At 48.4% G+C, this 463-nt stretch carries 1 pseudogene; it reads left to right on the top strand.

Annotated elements, in window-relative coordinates:
* Positions 1-20 precede the first annotated feature (20 nt).
* Positions 21-463: pseudogene (locus tag RFK25_RS11570) on the top strand (T7SS effector LXG polymorphic toxin); the annotation flags it as partial.

The raw sequence follows: 463 nt of genomic DNA, 5'->3' as shown, positions 1-463 counted from the left end.
ATAGTAATCGCCCTAGGACAGTGGCAACCTATCAATCCGGAGATATTGGTCGTTTAACTAACATTGAGCGTTTTGCGACAGCTTATCAAGCAGTGGGAAATCATCTTACCAATAACGCGGAGCGCTTACAAGCTGCCCAAGAACGAGATCAAGCACGATTTGAAGCTCTGGCAGCGGAAGAGAGAAGTAAGCAGGGTTGGATAGACTTGGCTTTAGGTGCAGTCACTATTGCAGTAGGTCTTGCGGCTATTGTAGCAACAGCAGGTGCTGCGACCCCTTTGGTTGTAGGTGCAGGCATTGTGGCAGGAACAGGCACTGTCGCCTATGGTGCTTCCAATGTGGCAGAAGCAGGACAAGATATTTACCTAGGCTATAAAGGGGATGGAAAAACCTTAGCCATCAACCCCATCCGAGATACCCTCTTCATGGGAAATGACAAACTATACCATCAAGTAGGAGGGCT

It is taken from the genome of Streptococcus sp. SS-4456, assembly GCF_036680365.1.
In the GTDB taxonomy this organism is placed as follows: Bacteria; Bacillota; Bacilli; order Lactobacillales; family Streptococcaceae; genus Streptococcus.
Note: the sequence above shows the minus strand (reverse complement) of the source record. Positions and strands in the feature narration are given on the sequence as shown.